This is a genomic window from Rhodococcus sp. 21391 (genome assembly GCF_016772255.1).
Lineage (GTDB): Bacteria > Actinomycetota > Actinomycetes > Mycobacteriales > Mycobacteriaceae > Rhodococcus_F > Rhodococcus_F opacus.
The window spans coordinates 1,144,041-1,164,184 of record NZ_CP063782.1; the positions used below are offsets into that span (position 1 = coordinate 1,144,041).

General features: G+C 60.7%; 8 protein-coding genes. All 8 read left to right on the plus strand.

The window, feature by feature from the left end; genetic code table 11:
* The first annotated feature begins 376 nt into the window (after nt 1-376).
* Nucleotides 377-10,117, plus strand: coding sequence for a non-ribosomal peptide synthetase (locus GO592_RS40235; protein WP_007299326.1), 9,741 nt, complete (start codon nt 377-379; stop codon nt 10,115-10,117).
* Entirely contained in the window at nt 10,114-11,724 is a 1,611-nt protein-coding gene (locus tag GO592_RS40240; RefSeq protein WP_082324985.1) for an AMP-binding protein, read from the plus strand. The genes GO592_RS40235 and GO592_RS40240 overlap by 4 nt, the downstream gene beginning before the upstream one ends.
* 169 nt (nt 11,725-11,893) lie before the next feature.
* A complete protein-coding gene (locus GO592_RS40245; RefSeq protein ID WP_082324984.1) occupies nt 11,894-12,949 on the plus strand; it encodes an acyltransferase in 1,056 nt (351 codons plus the stop codon).
* Nucleotides 12,946-14,169 carry a hypothetical protein gene (locus GO592_RS40250; protein WP_007299323.1) on the plus strand — a complete coding sequence of 408 codons (1,224 nt, stop codon included), beginning with the start codon at nt 12,946-12,948 and terminating at the stop codon, nt 14,167-14,169. The genes GO592_RS40245 and GO592_RS40250 overlap by 4 nt, the downstream gene beginning before the upstream one ends.
* Entirely contained in the window at nt 14,166-16,403 is a 2,238-nt protein-coding gene (locus GO592_RS40255) for a prenyltransferase/squalene oxidase repeat-containing protein (RefSeq protein ID WP_082324983.1), read from the plus strand. Before GO592_RS40250 ends, GO592_RS40255 begins: the two co-directional genes overlap by 4 nt.
* Nucleotides 16,404-16,418: 15 nt before the next feature.
* A complete protein-coding gene (locus GO592_RS40260) occupies nt 16,419-16,850 on the plus strand; it encodes an Ohr family peroxiredoxin (RefSeq protein WP_007299321.1) in 432 nt (143 codons plus the stop codon).
* A gap of 44 nt (nt 16,851-16,894) precedes the next feature.
* The gene (locus GO592_RS40265) at nt 16,895-18,001 is read left to right on the plus strand and encodes an LLM class flavin-dependent oxidoreductase (protein WP_039952279.1); all 1,107 of its coding nucleotides are present in this window, start codon (nt 16,895-16,897) and stop codon (nt 17,999-18,001) included.
* 128 nt (nt 18,002-18,129) lie between these two features.
* A complete protein-coding gene (locus tag GO592_RS40270; RefSeq protein WP_202800418.1) occupies nt 18,130-19,659 on the plus strand; it encodes an FAD-binding oxidoreductase in 1,530 nt (509 codons plus the stop codon).
* Nucleotides 19,660-20,144 lie beyond the last annotated feature (485 nt).

Below are 20,144 nucleotides of genomic sequence, written 5' to 3' on the forward strand. Positions count from 1 at the left end.
CTGCTACGGGAATGATCCGTGGGAATTCCGCCGAGGTGTGCCGTCTGCGCACCCGGCCCCGCATTAGGTTGGTAGGGGATGGCCAACGTGCTCAGACTCGATTGAGTGGACAGCACCCGCAGTTCTCACGCGCGAAGCCAAAAGATGGGAACCGCGAGTTTGCTCACCGACTATTGCGCGAAGCGAACTTCGGCACGGCAAAAGGGCGGGAACCGTCAAACGCTGGAAGTCAAGTCTTGCGGCATGTACCGCCAATCGGGTTGCGTTCTGTGCGAGTGCCCCGTCGACAACTCGTCAGTATCGATAGGTCTCGACCAGTCTCGCAGGTAATCTCGCGTTCATTTTGTGTTCGTGATCGTCGGCAGGATCGCCTACGTTGCATCGTCTGGTCAAGCAATTGATCCGCTCAACACGTGGGAGCGCGATCTCGATCACAGAGGCGCAACTGGGCGTATGGATAGCTCACTCACTCAGCCCGGGTATCGAATACAGCGGCGGACAGTACCTCGACATCAGAGGCGAATTTGACCGGGCGCTGTTGCGGCGGGCCATCGAACACGTGGTGCTGCACGAAGCGGAAGCCATGTCGATGCGGGTGGTCGAGATGGACGGGGTGGTCTTACAAAGACCTGCACTGGACACGCCGGTTCCTTTCGAGACCATCGATCTGACACAGGTGGCAGACCCGATGGCGGCCGCAGACGAGTGGATGTGGGAACAAATCAGACTGGGCGCCGAGATCGGTGACGCCCCGCTATATGGCTACGCGATACTCGAAATCGACGCAGATAGAGCTCTTCTGTTTACCCGGATCAACCACGTCATCGTTGATGGTTACGGCGGATCTCTCATCACCAAGCGGATCGCCGACGTGTACCACGCTTTGGCAGTCGGAGACTCGGTCCCGGCGCGAGCGTTGGGTGATCTTGCTGAGCTAGTCGCAAACGAGGCCGGGTATCTTCAATCGCCAGAATTCGAAGAGGACCAGCGGTACTGGAGGGCGAGGCTGGCCACCCGGCCGGCGCCATTCACATTCTCAGGTGGTGATGCCGCAGTCGCCCAGAACGTGCTGCGACAGAGGATCGACGTGTCGGCCGACGCCTTCGCACGGCTTATTGCTATGGCAAACGAGATTGGCGTATCGACGGCGACCCTGCTTCTGTCGGGGATGGCAGGATTCGTTTCCGCAGTTTCAGGACGGCGCGAGTCGACCTTGGGGCTGGGTGTCCACGCACGACTCGATACAAATACGCTCGCCACGCCCGGCATGCTTGCAAACGCGCTGCCCTTGCGGTTCGAGTGCACCCCAGACATGCCGCTTCGTGATCTCGCCGCAGCTATGTCCGGTGAGTTGAGGTCGGCACTGGGACACCAGCGTTATCGCCTCGAGCGCATGGCACGGGATTGCGCAAACATAGATGGACGGTCCGACACTCTGTTCGGCGTTCTCGTCAACATCATGAAGTTCAACCACGACATCGAATTCGGCGATGCCCGGGCTAGTGTCAGGTTGCTGGCCTCCGGACCCGTCCGTGACCTGACGGTAGTTCTGCACCCCGATGAACAACGAATGGCGCTGGGTATCGAACTCCAGGCAGACGCGGACCAGTACGACCAGCACGACCTTGCCAAACTCGCCGCAAGGCTGGCGAACTACTTCGATCGGTTGTCCCTATCGGGGCCCGACGTGCGAGTCAACAATCTGTCACCACTGCTACCCGACGAGGAAGCAGAGCTGACAGCCGCGTCGCCAGCGGATGCGGTGCCCGCGCCCACGGCCACCTTGCCGGGACTGTTCAGCATTCAGGCCGCCGAGCGCAAAAACTCAATCGCTATCGTGTCTGGCAGCGAGCAGATGACATACGGCGAGCTCGACCGCGCATCGAACCAACTGGCACGCCTACTGCTCGCGAGGGGTGTAGGTCCGGAGAAATTGGTGGCACTCTGTCTGCCACGGTCACCCGCAATGATGATCGCTATCCTCGGCGTGCTCAAGGCAGGTGGTGCCTACGTACCAATCGATCCCGCATACCCAGATGAGCGAATCAGGACCATACTGGACGATTCGCTCCCGGCGCTGATCATCGCGGACAGCGCCACGGCGCCGCTGGCCGACTTCGGCGTGCCGACAAGAGCCATGCGTCTAGACGATCCCGAGGTGATCGAGCAGCTCGCGGTAACCCCGGGCACGTCACTTACAGCGGAGGAGACGGCGACGACGCTGACTTCGGAAAACCCCGCATATGTCATCTACACCTCTGGCTCAACAGGAAGGCCAAAGGGTGTGGTGGTCGAGCACCGAAACGTAGTTCGGTTGTTCACAATGACCGAGAAGGAACTCTCCTTCGGGTCAGGCGATACGTGGACCCTGTTCCATTCGTATGCATTCGACTTCTCCGTCTGGGAGATCTGGGGTGCATTGTTGCACGGAGGCCGTCTCGTCATTGTCCCTGTCGAGACGAGTCGCTCGCCAGATGACCTTCTGAAACTGCTCGTGCGGGAGCAGGTAACCGTGCTCAACCAAACGCCATCAGCCTTCTACCAGCTAATGGCCGCGGAACGAGTGAACTCCGAACTAGGACGCCAGCTATCGCTCCGAACCATTGTGTTCGGTGGCGAAGCGCTTGAGATATCACGCCTGTCGGAGTGGTACTCCCGCCACAAGGCGGAAGCACCGACCCTCGTGAACATGTATGGGATCACCGAGACAACTGTCCATGTAACTCTTCGCCGAATCAAAGAGCAGGACATCCAGTCCAATGCGCCGAGCTTGATCGGCGCTGCACTCGGGGATCTGCGCACATTCGTGTTAGGTGAGAGCCTCAAGCCGGTGCCACCAGGGGTAGACGGTGATCTCTACATCGCTGGAGAGGGGTTGGCACGTGGGTATCTGAACCGTGTGAACGTAACGGCCGAGCGGTTCGTGGCGAACCCATTCGGGCCACCGGGTTCCCGCTTGTACCGCACCGGCGATGTGGTGCGGTGGAATGCCGATGGTGAACTCGAGTATTCCGGACGCGCGGATCGACAGGTCAAGGTGCGCGGCTTCCGGATCGAACCTGGCGAGATCGAGGCAGCACTGCAATCCCACCCGGGTGTTGCGCAGGCCACAGTGCTCGCCCGCAGTGACAACTTCGGCAATACACGACTGGCCGCCTATCTAGTCGCAGATTCCAAGAGCGCGGCTGCCGCCGCGAACCACTGCATACTCGAACGCTCCGGCGACCTCGATCGTGCCGAACGTCATGAGTTACCCAACGGAATGACTGTGCTTGCGCGGAACCAGTCCAATGTCAGTTTCCTGTACAGCGAGATCTTCGAGCACAACAATTATCTCAAGCACGGCGTCGTCCTGCCCGAGAACGCAGTGATCGTCGACGTGGGCGGCCATGTTGGGATGTTTGCGCTGCACCTGCATGCCCTATCGCCGACTGCGCGGATATATGCCGTAGAACCGATTCCAGAACTTGCAGAACTGTATCGAACCAATGCGGCGCTCCATAGCATCGACGCCGAGTTGACTGTGGGAGGTATCGCAGACCTGCCGGGTCATGCCACCTTCACGTATTACCCAGAGATGTCCATCCTCTCAAGCAGGTTCGCCGACACAGAGGTAGACAAGGGGATGCTGACGGAGTTCATCCTGCATGATCGGAATTCCTCCGCCGTTGCTGCCGTGGGCGAAGGGGAACTCGAGGAATTGCTAGCTGAGCGACTGCAGGGCGTCGAGGTCCCAGTTCGCATGTACACGTTGTCGGAGATATTTGACGAACAGGATATTCGCCGTGTTGACCTGCTGAAGATTGATGCCGAGAAGAGCGAGCTCGAGGCGTTGCAGGGCATCCGCTCCGAGCACTGGAACATAATCGGGCAGATTGTCGCGGAGGTTGAGGACACCGGAACGCTACTTGCCGATGTGAAAGCGCTGCTTGTCCGGCACGGTTTCAGCGTCGCAATCGATAGACCGGACGACCTCGCCGGCACCCCGCTCGTAATGGTCTATGCAACGCGGCCCGATAGGTCGTTACAGCCAGCGCCTGCACCGCCCCGCCGGTGGTTCTCTCCGCACCACTTGATAGAGGACGTGCGATCCCACGTATGCGATCAGTTGCCCGGGCACATGGTGCCTGCGTCATTTGTCGTGTTGGACGCGTTCCCGCTGACAGTCAATGGAAAGCTGGACCGATTGGCCCTACCTGGGCCTCACCCACCCCTTGTGGCTCCATCGCGGCCGCCCGAAAGCCCACGCGAGATAGTGCTAGCCGAGATCGTTGCCGAACTGCTAGGCGTGTCCAAAGTCGGTGCCGACGACTCATTCTTCGAACTGGGTGGCGACAGCATCCTGGCGATCCGGCTGGTGGCAGCCGCGCGCACTGCGGGAGTGGTCCTTTCGTCCCCTGATGTGTTCCGGCACCGGACCGTTGCTGCACTTGCCGCAGTGGCGAAGGATCCGGATTCAACCCGCCTATTCGGCTCGGGTCTCGGCGACATCCCGCCGTCGCCAATCGCCCGCAGATTCGGATCCGGCCTCCCGCGCTTTCCAGGTCTCCATCAGTCCGTTCTGCTACGTACACCGCTAGACGCGCAGTTCAAGGACGTGTGTGCGGCAGTCAGGTCGATAGTCTTGCGGCATGATGTCCTCCGCGCCCGGGCGACAGAGGCGGGTGGCTTATTCGTTCCATCCCCGGACATCGTGCAGGCCGCCTCCTCAATCGAGCGTATCGACCTCTCCGCCGTGCCGAACGATGCACGCGCAGAGCGCATCCGTGACGAGACCGATCGTGTGACTTTGCAACTGGATCCAGCAACTGGCGCGATGATTCGTGCAGTATGGTTCGACATCGGAAGCGGCCAGCACGGAAGACTGTTGCTGGTGGCGCATCACCTCGTCGTCGATGGTGTTTCATGGCGAATAATCGAACTGGATCTCGCTGCGGCCTACGAATCAAGCCGCGCCGGCGCGGAGGTTGCCCTTCCACCTGTGGGTACATCGATGCGTGAGTGGTCGAACGGTTTGGTCAATTCGGCGCATGCGCCGTCACGGATAGCGGAATTGCCCTACTGGCGGAGCGCACTGATGCCGTCCTCCGGAATCGGTGTGCGTGCACTCGACCGTCTGGCCGATACTCATTCGACCGCGTCCGTCCTCACTGGGACCCTTTCAGGATCGGACACACAAGCCGTGCTATCCACACTAGCCCCGGCTTATCGAGCCGGAGCGCACGAGGTTCTTCTCGCAATCTTTGGTGTGGCTCTCTCACGGTGGCTCGGCAAATCGGTCGTAGTCGACGTCGAGGGCCACGGCCGCGAGGAAGAGGTACTTCCTGGTGCCGACCTGTCTCGTACCGTCGGTTGGTTCACTAACATCTTCCCGGTCCACCTGGAACTTCCATCCAATGCCGCTATAGGCTCGGCCATCAAGAGCGTCAAAGAAGCATTGCGTGCTGTTCCGGGCCGAGGCATCGGTTACGGACTGCTTCGCTATCTGAATCACGGCACCGCAGAAGAATTCGCTGACTTGCCGGCGCCGGAGGTGCTGTTTAACTACCTCGGCAAATTCGCCTATGCTAAGGGGGACTGGGGGCCAGCATCCGAGCGTCCCGCGCTCATCGCCTCTGCGGCCCCTGACGCTCCACTCGAACATGCCCTCGCCTTCGACGCGCTTGTCCGTGACGGTGACGGTGACGGTGACCCGGTCCTCCAATTCTCCCTGACCTTTGCACCGGGAGTCGTGTCACACGAACGGGCCGGCGAACTCCTCGAGCACATCGAAGGAACAATCACCGAATTCACGCAGCACGCCACGCGCCGGAATATCGGGGGATCGAGCCCTTCGGACTTCCCGCTCGTCAGGCTGAGACAAACTGACGTCGACGAAATCGAGAAACGATACCCCGGCGTTCGCTCGGTGCTGCCGCTCGGTCCGCTACAACGTGGATTGCTGTTTCATGCCCTGCAGGCAGGCACCGACGACGTCTACGTGGTCCAGCTCAAGCTTGATCTGCGCGGCGAGGTTGAGGCCAGTTCCGTGCGCGAGGCAGTCGCCACACTGATTCGGCGTTACCCGGTTCTGGGCGCAGCGTTCTTTTTGCAGGCCAACGGCATACCAGTCCAGGTGATTTCCGGGGTCGATGACGTGCCGTGGCGAGCAATTGATCTGGCCGAGCGTGACGAACGGGATCGCGAGGGCGAGTGGCGCCGCCTGCTCAATGAGGAACTAGGAAGGCCATTCGATCCCGGGATTCCTCCGTTACTGCGATTGCTCCTTGTGAGAGTGGGCCCCGGTGAACACAGACTGGTCATCACCTATCACCACATCCTCCTAGACGGATGGTCGGTCCCCATTCTCCTGCGTGAACTGGCGGCGCTACTGCAAGGAACGACTAGCCTGCCCGCACCCACCCCCTTCGATGAATACTTGCTCTGGATCGACCAGCAGGACCCCGAGCGGTCGCTCGCTGCGTGGCGGTTAGAGCTCGCCGGCTGCTCCCCGTTGATGATCGCGCCCGGAATGGGACGGCGAGTCGCAACAGATCCTGAACGGCTGGTGTCGAGACTGACTCGTGACGCTACAGCGCGGTTGGAACAGGTTGCCCGCGCCAGCGGCGTAACGACGAACTCAGTTATCCAGGCTGCGTGGGGAATACTGCTGGGTCGGATCACAGGGCGTACTGATGTCGTGTTCGGTGCAGCTGTATCGGGTCGTCCGCCTGAGGTCCGCGGGGTAGACCGTATGGTCGGACTTCTCATCAACACCGTTCCCATCAGGGTGCAATGGACGCAGACGGACACCGTGTCAGATCTGCTGGCCCGACTTCAAGAGCACCAAGCTGAGCTCATGGAGCACCAGCACATGGGGCTCTCGGAAATTCAACGCGAACTCGGTGTCGCGGAACTGTTCGACGTCTGCACGGTGTTCGAGAACTATCCGACGGGAGCCAATGACGAGAACTCGCCGGTGGTAGGGGTGTCGATCCACGACCGCACTCACTATCCGCTGAGCCTGGCTGTCGTACCTGGGGATGAACTCATAATTCGACTTGACTACCGGGCCGACTGCTTCACCGAGGAGCAAGCCCACACTCTGGTGGAGAGATTCCGGCTACTCCTCAAGGAGCTGATAATCAGTCCCGCCGCCCGAGTGGGCAGTCTGCCCGCCCTACTCCCCGAAGAGCGCGCACTGACCGCAGGCCGGGAGCGCGGACACGCACTTCCGCGTACCTTGTTGGACCTATTTGCCGACCGTGCGGCCGCAGCCCCCGATAACGTGGCTGTACTCACCCGCGGCGAAGAGATGACCTACAAGTCGTTGGACAAGGCATCGAACAAATTTGCCCGCAAGCTCATCTCTCTCGGTGTCGGGCCGGAATCGTTCGTGGGATTGTGCCTGGGTCGGTCCGCCGAGCAGCTGATAGCACTCCTAGGAGTTCTCAAGGCCGGTGCTGCGTATCTGCCCATCGACCCCTCCTATCCGGACGAGCGCATACAGCTAATGCTTGCAGACGCAGCGCCGGCGGGCGTGGTAGCGGATGCAGACACCATGCACCGGGTGTCCGGCAATGTGTGGACGATTGACGACGTCGATCGCTACTCGGATAGCCACGTGACAGATACCGAGCGCATAGTGCCGCTGCGCGCAGATCACGCGGCCTATCTCATATACACATCCGGCTCGACCGGTGCGCCGAAAGGTGTCATCGTCACGCATACGGGCATGACCAATCTGGCAGCAAGTCAGCGCGCACACTTGCAATTGGGACCTGACAGTCGGGTGGCCCGCTTCGCGTCGCCCAGCTTCGACGCCTCGGTATGGGAAATTGTCATGGCACTCTGCGCAGCTGGCGGTACGTTGGTTGTGCCATCGGAGAAGGAGCTCGTAGGAACTGGACTCTCCGAGTTTGCTCGCCTGCACAAGATCACTCATCTGACCATCCCGCCATCAGTGCTCTCGTCACTACCCGACGATGGGCTCCCCAAGCGCACTGTCCTGGTCACTGCGGGGGAGAGCTTGTCGGGTGCCCTTGCTGAGCGTTGGGCGCCTGGGCGCCTGATGGTCAATGCGTACGGGCCGACGGAATTCACTGTCTGCGCGTCGATCAGCGACCCGCTGACCGGTCACGAACAGCCGACGATCGGCCGTGCCATCGGTGACGCCCGACTATACGTCTTGGACGTGGGTTTACAGCCAACACCGCTCGGTGTCGTGGGAGAGCTCTACCTGTCGGGAATGCAGTTAGCCCGCGGCTACCACGGCAAGGGTGCGATCACAGCTGAGCGCTTTGTGGCAGATCCGTTCGGACCTGCTGGTGCGCGCCTCTACCGCACGGGGGACCTGGTGCGCTGGAACGAGAGTGGCAATCTTGCCTTCGTCGGACGAGTCGATGATCAGATGAAGGTACGTGGCTTCCGGATCGAACCTGCGGAAATCGAGGCGGCGCTGAATGCGATGCAGGACGTACGATCAGCAGTCGTCGTTGCGCGCGAGGACGAGGTCACCGGTCGCAGTCTCGTAGCCTATGTGGTTCCGGAACCCGGTGCATCGATCGATGGTAAGAACCTGCGGACCAAACTCTACGACTCGCTACCTGCACATCTGGTTCCCTCGGCGGTCGTGGCTCTTGACGACCTGCCAGTCACAGCGAACGGCAAGCTCGACCGCGCTTCACTGCCTGCCCCCGCGTATGTTGAGGAGATACGCGCGCCGCGCACACCCCTGGAAGAAGGATTGTGCCGAGCATTCGCCAACGTACTAGGACTGACCGAGGTGGGAGTCGACACTTCGTTCTTCGATGCGGGCGGTCACTCGCTACTGATTACCCAACTCATCGCCCGAATCCGATCCGAAACTGATTACGAAGTACCGCTTTCCGGAGTGTTCTCCTATCCCACACCCGCTACGCTCGCCAGGGCGCTGGACGAATCGCGCACCGTCCTAACTCCATCGATCGACGTGGCGTCCGAATCTAGTTTGGCGCCCGACATCAGCATTGCCGAGGTCGCCGCTCCAATTTGCGGCGATGCACGGACCGTACTGCTCACCGGCGCGACTGGGTTTCTTGGGGCATTCCTGCTTCGCGAGCTGCTCGACGGGACCGCCGCACGAGTGTGGTGTCTGGTCCGTGCAGAAGGCGAAGAGGCGTCGCGGCTACGGATCATCCAGGCAATGATCCGATACGGAATCTGGGACCAGAAATATGCTGATCGAATCTGTCCGCTGGCCGGTGACCTGACAAAGCCCAAGCTGGGCTTATCAACCGAAGGGTGGTCACGCCTCGCCGGCGAAGTCGATACTATCTATCACAACGGGGCCATGGTGAACCACATCGCGCACTATGCCGCACTGCGTACGGCCAATGTGGCAGGTACCCAGGAGATCCTGCGCCTCGCGTGCACCGTGCGGGTGAAGCCAGTCCATTTCGTCTCGACCGCAGGCGTCCCGGTCGATCCACACGCTGATCCTGCTGTAAGAACAAGTGCCTTGGACGACGATCACCCGATGTCAGGATACCTGGCCAGTAAGTGGATTGCCGAGTGCCTGATACACCGGGCAGGGGAGCGAGGACTGCCGGTACGGGTCTATCGACCTGGTTTGGTCAGTGGAAGTTCTTCGACCGGAGCTCACCAGGAGAGCGATGGAGTTTGGAACTTGATACGCGCCGTCGCTGTACTTGGCCTGGCACCGGACATCACCAAGACCACAGTGTCTTTCGCCCCGGTAGACCACGTGGCCCGCGCAATCGTCACACTTTCCAAACTGGATACTGACACGCAGGTGCATTACCTGGTGAACCAGACCCCGACACCTTTGCGCGAGCTGTTCGAGCGAGTTCGCGAACGGTACCCCTTGAAATACGTACCTATCGAGCAATGGCTGGCCGTGCTCGACGATGACGTCGAGCACGATGCGCTCGTGCACGCCAAACTCCTATTGCCATCCATCCGTTTGATGCTTGAGGCATCGGTCCCTGAACCTCAGTGGGATGGAGATTCGACGCGACGTGCATTGGAGGCCGAGAGCGTCGCCGCCCCGTCAGTCGACGGACGCATCCTGACCATGTACCTCGACCACTTCGAGGGTACTGGGTTCCTACCCAAACGAGAGGAGCGCAGGCTGTGAACAGGCTTCGCGGCTGGCTAACCAATTTGGTGGACGTGGCAGCTGGGCTTCGGGCGATGCAGCGGGCCGGGATCGCACGTCACTCACCGGGTTCACTGCTATGTGCCGCCAAAGCGCTGCACGCCTTCGGTATGAGCCCTGTTGGGCTCGCCGTTGCCAATTCGATACTGCATGGCGAACGCGACTTCCTACACGACGAACTCGGTTCCGTCACGTACGGTGAATTCCACCGGCGTACCGATGCGCTGGGTTGGGCACTCCGTGAACACGGACTCCTTGAGGGCGACCGCGTCGGCGTAATGTGCCGCAACCACCGGTACTTTCTCGAAGCCATCGTGGCATTCGCAAAGATCGGAGTGGACACAGTACTACTCAACACCGACTTTGCCGGGCGCCGCACAATCGAAGTCGCCCATAACGAGAAACTTCGCGCGATAGTGGCAGACGACGAGTTCATCGAAGCACTGTCGGGAATGAGCACACCATGCCAGCTCATCGAGGCGTGGCCAGGACGGCGGCTAGAAGAATTCATTGCGAACGGACGTGGTCAGAGGCTCTCCGCCCCTACACGCCGGGCGGTCCATGTAATCCTCACTTCGGGTACTACGGGCGAGGCAGTCGCTCTACCCAGGGTGGCACTAGAGCGCCAGGTCGGAACTGTGGCGGCAATTCTCGAACGGGTTCCGATGCACGCCGGCCACCCGTACTACATCGCAGCCCCGCTATTTCACGCCTGGGGCTTCGGCAACCTAACGCTCGCATGGATACTCGGTGCCACCGTCGTAGTTCGTAGCAAATTTGACCCATCAGAGGCTCTTTCGCTCATCGATGAAGACCGAGTGCGATCGGTAGCAATCGTGCCAGTGATGGCGCAACGCTTGCTTGATCTCCCGTCAGAAGTCCGACGTGCCCACGACACCTCGTCAGTGACCAATGTGCAGCTCAGTGGTTCGGTTATGACCGCAGGTCTCGCCAACCGATTTCAGGAAGAGTTCGGTGAGATCCTCTTTAACGTCTACGGATCGACCGAGGTCGGTGGAATCGCATACGCTGTTCCCGCCGATCTATACGACGAGCCGGCCACAGCAGGTATGCCACTCAGAGGAACTGAAGTCGTCGTTCTTGACTCAACAGGGCGACGGCTGGCGGCCGGCGCAACTGGGAACGTCTTCGTTCGGAGACGATGGCGGATATATGGGCGGACTCGGAATGGTGGTATAACCTCGACCGGGGACGTGGGGTATCTCGACAGCCACGGCAGGCTGTTCATTACCGGACGCAGCGACGAAATGATTGTTTCCGGCGGCGAGAACGTCTACCCAAGCGAGGTGGAGAAACTCATCGCACGCCACCCCGAGGTGATCGAGGCTGCAGTTTCGGGCGTGTCAGATCCTGAATTCGGTCAGCGACTGAACGCCTGGGTTGTTCGGCGTGAGGACTCCTCGCTTACGGCGGCCGAAGTGCAAATGTACGTAAGGGCCAACTTAGCTCGGTATAAGGTCCCGCGTGACATCGCATTCGTGAATTCGCTTCCCCGCAATTCGGCAGGAAAAGTTGTCAAACGCTTGCTACCGACCCCAGAATATGCGCTCGACCCGCCACCATAGCCCTTTCAGGATTGGAATAAGTCTCCTCCCTTTCTCCTCTGGGATTTACTCCGGAACAATTTGTGCGCGCAAGTGCGCCTCGTTCGGCCCCACGTCAGTGGTCGGCATCCGTCCTCAAATTCAGGTCACAAGCGACGCCGATAACGGTAATCGGAGTTAGGAATACTGCATGTCCGCAATTGCCGACTACATGCGCTCTCTGTTTGCACCCACCCACCGGGCAATCGTCGAATACGAGGCTGAGGTCGATGCAGCATCGCACATCGGAGAGAACAGCTGGATCAGGGTGGGGGCTCGCCTACGAGGCGCACATGTTGGAGCCGATGTCTTCGTGGGCTTCCGCTCGTCGCTCGCAGAATGCGATGTTGCTGATGGAACGCTGATCGCTTCCGGCGTCCGAGTAGGACGGCCACGCGAGCCTCGGTGCCATGTCGGGAGCGGCGTGTGGATTGGTGCGGGTGCAGAAGTCGCGCCAGGTGTCGCCATTGCCGATGGTGCAGTAGTCGCGGCCGGGTCGTTGGTTGAAACAGACGTCGCCGCGAACACAATCGCTGCAGGAAGTCCTGCACGTCAAATCAAACAACGCGTCGCAGTCGAGGACGGACTGCCTTCATTCCGCGAGTTGCTGAACGTTGTCGCCCGCCGGCAACGCAGCGCTCACCTGTTGGGCTTTGCGCTCGCACGTTCGGTCGGTCATTCCGATGTAACGAGCCTCATGGCGCGTTCCCTCATCGACGGTGCCGAACCAGCGACATCGAATTGGAGTATCGGCGCCGCTACCCTCATCGATGCAGATATCTCCGGCGGCCCCGGCGTCGTTCTCTGTGACGATGTCATTCTGATCGGCCGCGGCAAGCGTTCGCCCGGACTGTGGCCGTCTGGCGGAATCTACCTCGGTGAGGCGACCACGGTTGGTCGGGGTGCCATCCTAGAGGGCGCCGGAGGTATCACGACCGGACCGTCCGTCCACATGGGACCCGGCGTCCAGGTCCTCTCAAGCAGCCATGACTATCGGCGGTCGACGTTGCCGCTCACTCCGGCCCCGGTCCACATCGGATCAGGTGTCTCTGTGGGCGCGAACGCGGTGCTCGTTGGCCCGCTCCAAGTACCCGATGGCGAAGTAATCCCTCCCGGGTCGATAGTTCTCCGTGACAGCACTCAGCCCGACGCGATCAAGATCGTTGACGTGCGCACCGAGCGCCCGGCAGAAGGAGTCGTCTCATGACCATCGTCTACGCGCCGAACCCAACCGGGACCGGACACAATATGCGAGCGTTGGCGATAGCTGCGCAAGTGCGGGAACTGAAACCGGAGGTCGAGCAGACCGTCTTGCTGGGCTCCATGCAGGACACCTTCAGGCCGATGTTTGCCGAGGCGAAGGTGGAGGTCGTCGACATCGCGCCCAAGGCCACCAATACCGCCCTACACAGCCACCTCAGCGACCGGCTCGACTGGGAAAACATGGTCAGTAACTACCTGGTGCCGACCTTCTTGAATGGCGACAGAATTCTCCGCATGCTCGGACACTTTCGCGATGTGGACACCGAAATCGTTGTCAGCGACTACAACCCGGTGGCAGGCATCGCCGCTCACATAGCCGGTCTGCCGCATGTGCTGGTAACCGAGAGGTTCAACTTCTCTTTGGTTAACGTTACGAACGATCAGCTCGTCAAGGGTGGAGCTGAGGTTGACAGCGTGGAGCTCGACCGAGCTCGTGCGGCGCTCGATCAAGTCTTCAGGTTGATCACATCGACCGCCGCAGCGGTCGTTACCGATAAGCCGTCACTTCCAAATTACGTACTTGACAAAGAATTCCGATCACTCGAGGAAAATGGGAAGGCTCAGTTCGTTGGGCCGATAATTCGTCCACTGCCAAGCGGTGACGCCCGCGCCGAGGGTAAAGCTATACGAGAAAAGCTTGGCCTCGGCGAGGGCCCAGTCATTGTGGCCACAGTCGGCGGCACGACGATGCACCTCAAGAACAAGCAGGCGCTCATCGACTGCTATCTCGATGTCTATGAGCGTCTACGGGGGAGGTATCCCGCTCTCGAAATGGTTCTTATCGGACGCGAGAAGATCGATGTGCCACCTGGCGTACACAGCCTGGACTACCTACCGGACTGGATGCCGCTGATCCGGGATGCAGCATTACTGCTGGTGCCGCCAGGATGGATCACGGTCACAGAGATTTGCGCTCTGGGAATTCCCGCTGTCTTTGTCCTCAGCTCCTACAGTGAGTACCACGAGATCGAGCCGTTCGAGCGGCTGACTGCCTTCGGATTCGTGACCCACCTCGGTACCGATGCAGTGGACCTCGCTGTCAAAGCTGAAGGACTGATCAACTCCCCCAATGCGGTCGCAATCCTTCGAGAGAAATACCGCGTGGTAGCGCCTGACCCGTACGGGGCCCAGCGCGTCGCACAGATTGTCCTGTCACTCCGATGAATCGAGGAACCTTGTCACCCTCCCTCTCTCCTCAGATCAGGGATTTCCTGGACGACGCATTCACCGCGTCACGGGGAGGCGACTACGCCTCTGCGGTGGACCACGCAGGCAACGAGGTGCTTACCTCCGAACGCACGCTGTATGCCCACGCGCTGATCGCACTCGCAGATCTTGCGGCACAACCGGACCGCGCAGCAGCGTCCCTCGAGCTCATGGTGGGTTTCGCCGATCAGTCCCACGGTGGTTTCATCGAGGTTCGAGAGGTCTCGGGAATTCCGCACGAACTGGGAAACGTCAAGACAGCCGAAGCACAGCTCGCCGCCGTGGTGGCCGTCCTCATCGCCGATCCCGCCAACTATGGCGACCGACCTGCCGCACTTGGAGCCGCAGCACTCGACTGGCTCGACCGCACGATGCTCAGCGGCAGCGGAGACTACCTGGCAACCGTGTCACGCGACGGTTCGAAGGTAATCGACGACTCGATCACCGCACTGGCCCAGGCATTCGGTTTGTGGGCCCACGCCTGCGCTGTGCGCCGGGAGCTTCGCTCTGAAGAGTCCTTGCGCCGTCGCGCCGAGCGGATCCGAGACGTGCTCTGCTCACCCCAGGGGGTGGTGGCCAGCAAACTCAGGCCGGATGGAATGCCCGCTGTCGACGCCAAGGTTGACGGCACAGCCTCAGCAGTAATGGCGATTGCACTTGCGCAGGCGGGGAATATTCTGTCCGACGAATCGTTCGCCGAACGGGCCCGGACCGTGCTGGAGTTCATCGACGAGAATCTCTGGGACAAAAGGTTTGCCGGATATTGGGACCATTGCGATCTCGACGGAAAGATCACCGTGCATCGCGAATTCATCACCCTGCTCAACGCCGCCATCCCGGTAAAAACGAGCCGAACGAACGCATGGCTCGTCCTCGCTGCATCGATTGTTCACGGTCCGAAGCACGAGGCAGTCGCACGCGGCGCAGGGTACCTCCGGAAGTTGCACGACGACGTCCACGGGGGAGTGTTCATCGGAGAGGGTTACTTCTGGACACCACCAGGCACTCCAGTCGGCCCATTCGAACGACTGATGTTGCCCACGCGGCGTACAGCTGGCATTTCCTACTTCGGAGCCAGTAGTTTTCTTCGGCTGTACAACAAGTTCCCGGAGTCGCAGGCGCTCGCAGCGTGGGCATTCAACGTTGCGGAAGACCTTCCCGCCGAGCCACTATCGCAGCTGCCCCCAGCCGGTTCATTGCCTATCCCACTGTCGGCAGTGCCCCGCTCGGACCTCCAAGTGGCAACGATCGCAGACCTGGCGCCGGTTGACCTGTCTGCCTTGATGGACCAGGAACGGCACATCGCGGTCATCGACGCCGCATACACTCCGCACCTCGGGTTCGGGTGGACACACCGACGCTCCCCGCTGGGCAGCCAACCCGACCGCACACCGTCTGTCTTCGGTACCCACCACTCAATTGCCAACCTGAAGGTACTTGGCGGCGCGGTGCGCAACCCACAAGGCGTCGCGGGATGGCTTCGTTCTACACAGGCCGCCAATGGTGCTTTCGGTGAATACCCGGGTGGACCTGCCGATGTACTCAACACTTATCTGGCAGTCAATGCCTTGGACCTTCTGGGAGACAATGATTTCGGCGACCGCGACGCGTGCGTGCAATACCTGCGAGCCTGCCAGAATGACGACGGCGGCTTCGGTGTAGTGCCGGGGTTCATCAGTGATCTGTTCCACACCAACCTCGCGGCAGTCGCACTGCACACCCTTAAGGCAGACCCCCGCTCCACCGATGCCTGCGTGGACTATCTATTGCGTTCGCGCACCGGCGACGGCGGCTACGGGCAGCGTGTGGGCACACCCGCTGATGTGTACTCCATCTATCGCGCCGCCGGAACGCTTGCGCTCTTCGGTCTGGACCTGCCTGACCGTGACCGCGCAATCGACTGGCTGCGCGGCACTCAAGGCCCGAACGGCGGCTTCCGCCACGACACCGCTAGCAGAGAAAGCCTGATCGCGACCTACCACGCCGTGGCAGCGCTGTTCCTACTCGGTGGTGAGCCAGTCGAACCGAAGGCAGTCGTCCAGTGGCTACAGACATGCCAGACGGATGAAGGCACGTTCTCGAACATCCCGGGGGTCTCCTCGGGAACCATTGATGAGGCGTTCGCTGCCGTGCAATCTCTGGCGATCCTGGCCGGCGGTCTCGACCGATACTTCGCGATCCTCGTTTCCTGAAAAGGCGGTTAAACCATGCAAATCCTCGACCAAATCATGTACACCGGCGTCGCGACAACCGACAACGCACGGGTTGGGCGCGTCCGATCGGAGGACGGGAATTTCGACTTGCCCTATATTCCGCCGGTGCCAGGCCCGTGGGAAGGGCAGGAGGGCACTAATCCCGAACAACTTCTCGCGGCAGCGTGGTCCATTTGCTTCCATGGCTTGCTCGGCGCAGGCCTCCGTGAACGCGACGCCGACCCAGACGGCAGCCGAGTCCGCGTGTCCATCGACTTAGGACAGAACGGCACCGGCACGCTGGGCCTGGCAGCAGGTATCGCAGTAACTGCTCCGGCCATCGACCGCGACGTACTTTCCGCGGCACTGGAAGAAGCCTACAAGCGCTGTCCGTTCTGCCAGGCGATGGACGGCAACATCGGTGTCGATCTGCGCATCATCGAGTGATAGCAGACAAAGCCCGCGACAACTCCAAGACGGAGGACCAAAGTATGGTAACCAAATTCGGTGGCTTCCTGCCGCCATTCCACCGCCCCGGCCAGGACCCCGCCGATACCTTCCGGCGAGACCTGGAGCTGATCTCGCTACTCGATGACATCGGTTTCGATGAAGCATGGGTGGGCGAGCACCACTCCGCCGGATGGGCCAATATCAGTTCACCCGAGCTGCTCATCGCTGCTGCGGCCGAGCGAACCAAACGCATCGCTCTGGGAACGGGAGTGGTCAGCTTGCCCTACCACAACCCGCTGATGGTGGCCAACAGGATCGTCCAACTCGACCATCAAAGCCGTGGCAGGGTGCTGTTCGGTGTAGGCGCAGGTGTCTTGGCATCCGACGCGCACATGCTAGGCATCGAAACCACAGATAGACACCGCATGATGTCAGAGTCACTCGATGCGGTCTTGCACCTGCTCCGCACCGAGGAACCGCTGACCCGCTCCACCGACTGGTTTACATTGAGGGAAGCGCAGTTGCATCTACGTCCCCGGAACCCTGCTGGCCTTCCAATGGCGATGGCCGGATCAGGATCTGAGCGCAGCATGACCCTCGCGGGACGCCACGGAATCGCGCCGCTCACCTTCGCCACAAACGGGCCCGACTCGCCGCCCTTGGCGACGCTCTGGACCCTGGCCGAAAATGAGGCCCACCAGCATGGCCACCGCCTCGACCGGCGCGATTGGCGTCTGGTCATCTCGGCACACGTCGCGGAGACCAGGAAAGCGGCAATCGCGCAGGCCCGCGAGGGCGTGATTCGCTGGCAGCACGAATACTTCCGCGACACGATCGGGGTGCCGGTTACCCTCCCAGAGGGACGCGAAGTGGAGGCGCTCGTCGAACGCGGAAGCATCATCGTCGGATCGGTCGATGACGCCATTGAATCGATCGAGAAACTCCAAGCCAGCACCGGCGGGTTCGGCACCCTGCTGCTCACGTCCCAGGAATGGGCTTCCTGGGAACAAGCCAAGCACAGCTATGAACTCATGGCGCGGTACGTGGCGCCATACTTCACGGGGGCTGCTCGCGGGTCCGTCACGTCACAGCGTTGGGTTGCAGAGAACCGCCACAACTTCGCCATCGCGCAGAAAGCGAAGTTGTGAACCAACCCGAGGGCGGGGTGGGCCGGCGGGCCTTCATGTTAGGCAGCTTGCTTACTACCCTCGGCACGGGAGCCGTGGTCGGAGGGGGCCCCGCGCAGGCCGAGGACACAAGCTCAGACGCTCTCGTTTTGACGGATGACTCAGCGCGCTATCCGGATTTCGTACGCGGCAATAACCAACGCTGGGTTGGTAGGCCGGAGACAGTGGTGCTGCCGCAATCGACTCCCCAGGTAGTGAAGGCTGTGCAACAGGCTGTTTCGAACGGCAAACGCATCTCCGTGCGTAGTGGAGGTCACTGCTACGAGGATTTTGTGTATAACGCCGAGACGCAGGTAGTTATCGATCTGTCCGGAATGGAGTCGGTCGGCTTCGACGAGAAGCGAGACGCCTTTTACGTAGAGCCCGGAGCGACTGTCCTAAATGTCGTGGAGACCCTATACCGGAAGTGGGGGGTCACGATCCCGGCCGGAATGTGCTACTCGGTCGGAATGGGTGGTCACATCAGTGGCGGCGGCTGGGGACTATTGTGCCGCGAATTCGGTCTCACAGTTGACCACCTCTGCGCAGTCGAAGTTGTTACCGTAGGCGCCGACCAAGTAGCGCGCGCCATCGTCTCGACCAACGCTCCCCGAGACCCCACCCGTGATTTATGGTGGGCACACACTGGGGGCGGCGGCGGAAGCTTCGGCGTGGTAACGAAGTACTGGTTTCGCGCGCCGGGCTCCCATGGGACCCCGGACACCTTGCTCCCGAAACCGCCCGCCGAGGTCTACCTCCATGTTCTTGCGTTGCCCTGGGCACAGATGAGTCAGCCCGACTTCACCGCGCTGGTTCGCAACTACGGCCGCTGGCATGAGGCGAACAGTGCTCACGGTGGTAAGTACGACTCGCTGATGTCGTTCTTGGCGCTGGGGCACCAATCGAATGGCCAGCTCAGCCTAATGACGCAAATGGATGCCACCCTACCCGGCGCACTCGATTTGCTACAGCGCTTTGTCGCGGAGGTGACGGGAGAGGTGAGTGCTGTGGCGCGTCCAATGGACCGGCCGATGGGCGAATTCGCACCAATGCAAGATCATTTTACCGCGCAACGGATTCCGTGGTTGCAGGCCACACGGCTTCTCGGCGTCACCAATCCGACGCTGACCAATCCCGCGATGCGGGGCGACTTCAAGTCCGCGTATCTCAGAAAGGGCTTCCCCGATACCCACATCGAAGCGCTGTTCCGCCACCTAACCCGCACCGACTTCGTGAACCCAAATGCGATGGTGGTCGCCAGCTCCTACGGAGGAAAGGTGAACACAATAGAGTCGGCGGATACAGCGACACCACACCGCGACTCCATCATCAAGCTGCTTTATCAAGCGTACTGGTCCGACCCCGGTCAGGACACGGCAAACATCAAGTGGCTGCGGGACATGTATCAGGATGTATACGCCGCCACCGGCGGAGTTCCAGTCTCGAACGAAGTCACCGATGGGTGCTACATCAACTACGCAGACATTGACCTCAATTCTCCGGAGTTCAACCGATCCAGCAGCCCATGGTGGGAGCTGTACTTTGGTGCCAACTATCCGCGCCTGCAGCAGGCAAAAGCGAGGTGGGATCCATTAAACATCTTTAGGCATGGGCAGTCGGTTCGACTGCCAGGATCGTGACTCACATGGATAGCCGCGACATCGACGACGCCCAGGACCTAGACCAGGCGGTCCGGACAATCTCCTTATGGGCACGTGACACCGACAATTTCACACAGATAGTGTCACGCTGGCTGCAGTGTCCAGTGGAGTATGTCCTGCTCTCTCAGAGTCGCAGAACAGTGACGGAAGAACACGCGACGGCGTTGGACATCCCAATCGATAGTGTTGCCCTCCATCGGCATGGACTCCTGCAGGTGACGTCGCCGGGTTCTCCAATCGTGGTTGCTGACGTACGAGCCACTGTGGTGGAGCGTAGATTGAGCCCGAGCGCACAGGAGGCGTTGCGTCAGGGAAAGATACCGCTGGGGGTTGTGCTAGGCGAGTACCGACTGCGTCGTCACACCCGGGCCGTTACGCCGACAGCAGAAGAAGATTGTCAAGGGCAGCAGGCGCTTCGGGTGAAGGCAACGCTTACCACCGCGGGTGAGTTGGTTGCCGTGGTC